At 37.2% G+C, this 4,202-nt stretch carries 7 protein-coding genes and 1 pseudogene; all 8 read right to left on the reverse strand.

What is annotated here, in order from left to right:
- Nucleotides 1–62 precede the first annotated feature (62 nt).
- On the reverse strand, nucleotides 63–923 hold the full coding sequence (locus tag ADJ83_RS07895) for a DUF421 domain-containing protein (RefSeq protein ID WP_048717466.1): 861 nt from the start codon (nucleotides 921–923) through the stop codon (nucleotides 63–65).
- A 31-nt stretch (nucleotides 924–954) separates the two neighbouring features.
- On the reverse strand, nucleotides 955–1,161 hold the full coding sequence (locus ADJ83_RS07900; protein WP_031537031.1) for a DUF1657 domain-containing protein: 207 nt from the start codon (nucleotides 1,159–1,161) through the stop codon (nucleotides 955–957).
- Nucleotides 1,162–1,173: 12 nt separating this feature from the next.
- Nucleotides 1,174–1,524 (reverse strand): stage V sporulation protein AE, encoded by a 351-nt coding sequence (spoVAE, locus tag ADJ83_RS07905; RefSeq protein ID WP_031537032.1) that lies wholly within the window; start codon nucleotides 1,522–1,524, stop codon nucleotides 1,174–1,176.
- Nucleotides 1,521–2,540 carry a stage V sporulation protein AD gene (spoVAD, locus tag ADJ83_RS07910; protein ID WP_031537033.1) on the reverse strand — a complete coding sequence of 340 codons (1,020 nt, stop codon included), beginning with the start codon at nucleotides 2,538–2,540 and terminating at the stop codon, nucleotides 1,521–1,523. Before spoVAD ends, spoVAE begins: the two co-directional genes overlap by 4 nt.
- Nucleotides 2,540–3,019: a stage V sporulation protein AC gene (gene spoVAC / locus ADJ83_RS07915; RefSeq protein ID WP_031537034.1), complete on the reverse strand. Its 480-nt coding sequence runs from the start codon at nucleotides 3,017–3,019 to the stop codon at nucleotides 2,540–2,542. Before spoVAC ends, spoVAD begins: the two co-directional genes overlap by 1 nt.
- Nucleotides 3,020–3,036: 17 nt before the next feature.
- Entirely contained in the window at nucleotides 3,037–3,510 is a 474-nt protein-coding gene (locus tag ADJ83_RS07920) for a YhcN/YlaJ family sporulation lipoprotein (protein WP_031537035.1), read from the reverse strand.
- A 79-nt stretch (nucleotides 3,511–3,589) separates the two neighbouring features.
- The gene (locus ADJ83_RS07925; protein ID WP_031537037.1) at nucleotides 3,590–3,796 is read right to left on the reverse strand and encodes a DUF1657 domain-containing protein; all 207 of its coding nucleotides are present in this window, start codon (nucleotides 3,794–3,796) and stop codon (nucleotides 3,590–3,592) included.
- 210 nt (nucleotides 3,797–4,006) lie between these two features.
- Nucleotides 4,007–4,202 (reverse strand): annotated as a pseudogene (locus tag ADJ83_RS07930) (hypothetical protein); the annotation flags it as partial.

Raw genomic sequence — 4,202 nt, forward strand, 5'->3', positions numbered from 1 at the left:
AAAAAATGGTACTACTTTTTTGTTATGTGTCTTAAGATCATCCAAGATAGCGAAATAAACCATTATCCTTTTAAAATAGGCATCATTTTAACAATAGCTTCTTGTAGTTTTTCACTATTTTTACTATACATTTGCTTAGCTTCTTTTGATTCGGTTCCAAGAGCAAACAACTCTAAGTCTGCTTGGCATTTTTTCATGGTCGAAAGAATTGAAGGTCTTTCTTGAGGAGATGCGACTTGTAATTGATCGTCAAACAGGTCAACTGTTAACTCTCCATAGGAATTAACTTGTCCAAGAAAAACATTTTCTACCGTTACACCAAGTTTTTCTAATTCAGTGTGTAACCAAGCACGGCTTCGTCCAATAGTCGCAAGTGGTTCATCCATGATCACACCATCCATAATGACAGTCTGAGGCTCTTTAATTGAAGCAACCGTCAAGTTTAGATCCTTTGCTGTTAATGGTTGGTTTTCTTTCTTTAACATGACGGATAAATCCCCTGTTGCCTCTAATACAGCGAATTCTACATCAGACACCTGATAAACATCCTTCTTACGAAGTAATTCTAATAATTCATCTGTCGTGTATCTTTCCTTTTTTAAATTATCTTCCATGATTTTCCCATCTTTTATAAAGACAGTTCCTGTTCCTTCTACAAAATCACGGAACTTTTTACTTTTTAAGGAAAGCAAACCAGATAAAAAGGGTATTGCTGCAAAAATGACAATTCCAATGATTCCATGAAAAATGTTCCGTTCCAGTCCCATAGCAACTTCAGCACCTATACTTCCAATGGAAATACCAGTTGCATATTCAAAGAAAGATAATTCAGAGATTTGCTTTTTCCCTAACCATTTTGTAATAAAAAATAAAACAACAACAAAGAATATTGACCTTACGGCAATATCTAACCATTCAGGCACCACTTAACACCCCCTATAAAAATTATATCTCTTAAAAACCTTTGTACTGAAATTCCTCTTGTTCTAATTCTCCAACTCGTTTTTTTAAATCCGTGACTACTTCATGTACAACCATCATGGTTTCATGTAATGAACGTTTCGAATCATCATCTAGAGTCTGTAATGCTAAACTTGAAAGACTTGCTTCTACTCCTTTTAAACTGACAAAACATTGTTTGACATCTGATCCTACTGTCATCCTAGATTCTCCTTATCCTTTTGGTTTAAAAATTAAAGCCCCTATCATGCCGAAAATAATGGCTGCTGAAATTCCTGAACTGGTCACTTCAAACATTCCTGTGAGCACACCAACTAACCCATGTTGTTCTGCCTCTTGCATGGCCCCATGTACAAGGGAATTCCCAAAGCTTGTAATAGGTACGGTAGCTCCTGCACCAGCAAAGTCAATCAAGGGTTCATATAATCCAAACCCATCTAAAATGGCCCCCACTACTACAAGGGTACTTAACGTATGTCCCGGAGTTAGTTTAAACACATCAAACATAATTTGCCCAATGACACAAATCAAACCACCTACGGTAAAAGCCCAAAAGTAGGTCATAATGATTGTTCACCTCCGTATTCAATCGATACCGCATGAGCGATACAAGGAATCGTATCATTTTGCTGGAAAGAAAGAGGTGATAATAAAGCACCAGTGGCCACTACTAACATTCTTTTAAATTCGCCTTTTTTCATGCGATTTAATAAATGACCATAGACTACTGTTGCTGAACACCCCGCCCCACTTGCCCCTGCGAGGACTGGTTGTCCTTTCCGATAAATCATAAGTCCACAATCTTGGAATTGTCCTTCACTAATGGAAGTTCCATGCTTTTTAAATAAATCAAGGGAAACTTCACGCCCTATCTTTCCAAGATCCCCAGTGACGATTAAATCATAATAAGAGGGATCAATCTTTCTTTCCGTTAAATGCGCTTCAATCGTATCAACAGCAGCTGGTGCCATAGCCCCCCCCATATTAAATGGATCGGTCAGTCCCATATCAATCACACGGCCTATCGTAGCAGAAGTGACACTCGGTCCATCCCCAGAATCACTTAAAAGGGCCGCACCAGCACCAGTAACCGTCCATTGTGCAGTAGGTGGTTTTTGTCCTCCATATTCTGTCGGATAACGAAACTGTTTTTCAACAGCTGTGTTATGACTCGAAGCCCCTGTTAATATATATTTAGCCCCCTTTGTATTAATAATATAAGCACCTAGAGCCAATCCTTCCATAGAGGTAGAACAAGCACCAAATAAACCAAAATAAGGAGCTCCAATGGTTCGACTAGCGAAACTTGTGGGAGTAATCTGATTGATCAAGTCCCCTGCGAGAAGAAACTGAACCTGTTCCTTTTGTATTTCTCCTTTTTCCATTGCCTTTTGACAAGCTTCTTCAAAAAAAACTTTATGTGCTTTTTCATAGGAATCCTGTCCGAGCCATAAATCGGCATGAAGAAGATCAAAATCTTCCGATATAGCTCCATCTGCTTCAAATGGTCCACCTACTGTTCCAGTGGAAATAATCACAGGCTTTTGTTCGAAAACCCATGTACGATGACCTGCAAGCATTATAAACCACCCCATCTGATTAAAATTGTTTTAATTAAGGCAATGATAAAAGCAGAAAACACACCAAATAAAATGACAGAACCGGCTAGTTTAAACATATTGCCGCCTACGCCCAGTACAAATCCTTCGGTTCGATGTTCAATGGCAGGTGATATGACCGCATTACCAAAACCAGTTACGGGTACAGCTGTCCCTGCTCCCCCAAATTGGGCCATTCGATCATATACTCCAAAACCGGTAAGAAGCATCGTAATAAAAATCAAAGTACCTACCGTCGGATTTCCGACCGTTTGCTCTGTAAAATCAAAATAATAGATGTAAAAGTCTTGAATAAGCTGACCAATAAGACAGATGAGACCACCTGTTAGAAAGGCTTTTATACAATTTGTTACAACCGGTCTTTTTATTTCACGTTGTTTTTGTAATTCCTGGTACTCCTGTTGGACAGGAGTTAATTGTTTCTTTTGATTATTTGACATAGCTCGATCCTTCCTCTTTACGTCTGTTCCTTTAGAATACTTTCAAGTTTTTGCAAATCTTTTTTCAAGCTTTTCTTATTCATATTGTTTTTTTGCAGTCTTTGTTCTATTTTTTCGAGTTCCCAGAACATTTTTTTATCCGTCGAAACGACGACTTTATGATTCGGATACATTTTTTCTAAGTCTGACTTTACTGTCTTCTCGATACTTTTTAATCGAAAACGATTGAAATTTTCTACCTTTATTGCTACAAAAAGCTCTTTATCTGTATTCACAGCCTTTACATCTGAAATTTCTTCTTTGGTAATAATCTTTTCTTTAGCCCTATTGGCAACAGATTGACCGATGGGTTTACTCGTATGTACTTGTGAAATACCTAAATGATTGTTATCCTCATCTAACTGATTTTGGTTATCGTTACATCCTGTTCCAAACCCGATCACGGCTAAAATGGAAAGAAAAATTTTTATTTTGGTTATTTTGTCTTTCATGAAACCATCTCCGTTTTTCCCATTATTTAAAGGAATTAAAAAAGGTTGGTTGGGAGGCCAACCTTTTTTATCTTACTCATTATTGTTGTTTGTATTGAGGTTCTTCTTGTTCAATTTGTTGAACGCGTGGTTCAAGGCTGTTAATAACAGATTGGGTTTGTTTAGCAGCATCTTGGTAAAGTTGCTTTGCCTGTTGATTATCTGTACCAAGAGCAAATGTTTCGAAACTTGCTTGTGCACTTTTTAATCCTGCTAGAGCTGTCTTAACATCATTTATTACTGTCATGATGAATCCTCCTTGAATTTTTTGACCTTTTTAGATTACCCGAATCAGAATTTTCTTATGTGGTGAATTTTTTGGGAATATAGTTATAAAATTACTTTTGGTGAATAGCACCATTTTTTCTGTAGTAACCTCGTTTCCAAATCCCCATCAGTTCTTCTATTTGGCGACGATTATAGGTTTGCGATGTATAATCTTTTTGGGTAATATGTCTCATCTCAAATTTTTTCCACCGTTCCCTTTACTGAACTTAATTAAACACAATAAATATAGAAAACCGCCTGCAACTTCATTTGATGCTTGTTTTAATGCTTCTGAAGCAAGAGTAGTATTAGCAGCAGATTGTTCAATCGCTGAAGTTATCATATCTTTTACTATAGAAGAGGCTGCCTCTGCTTGTTTTAATTTA

It is taken from the genome of Bacillus sp. 522_BSPC, from assembly GCF_001076885.1.
In the GTDB taxonomy this organism is placed as follows: domain Bacteria; phylum Bacillota; class Bacilli; order Bacillales; family Cytobacillaceae; genus Niallia; species Niallia hominis.

Bases quoted from the DNA above. Each gene is read 5' to 3' on its own strand.
- spoVAD (WP_031537033.1), bottom strand. From the start codon at position 2,540: ATGCTTGCAGGTCATCGTACATGGGTTTTCGAACAAAAGCCTGTGATT.
- spoVAC (WP_031537034.1), bottom strand. From the start codon at position 3,019: ATGTCAAATAATCAAAAGAAACAATTAACTCCTGTCCAACAGGAGTAC.
- ADJ83_RS07920 (WP_031537035.1), bottom strand. From the start codon at position 3,510: ATGAAAGACAAAATAACCAAAATAAAAATTTTTCTTTCCATTTTAGCC.
- spoVAE (WP_031537032.1), bottom strand. From the start codon at position 1,524: ATGACCTACTTTTGGGCTTTTACCGTAGGTGGTTTGATTTGTGTCATT.
- ADJ83_RS07925 (WP_031537037.1), bottom strand. From the start codon at position 3,796: ATGACAGTAATAAATGATGTTAAGACAGCTCTAGCAGGATTAAAAAGT.
- ADJ83_RS07900 (WP_031537031.1), bottom strand. From the start codon at position 1,161: ATGACAGTAGGATCAGATGTCAAACAATGTTTTGTCAGTTTAAAAGGA.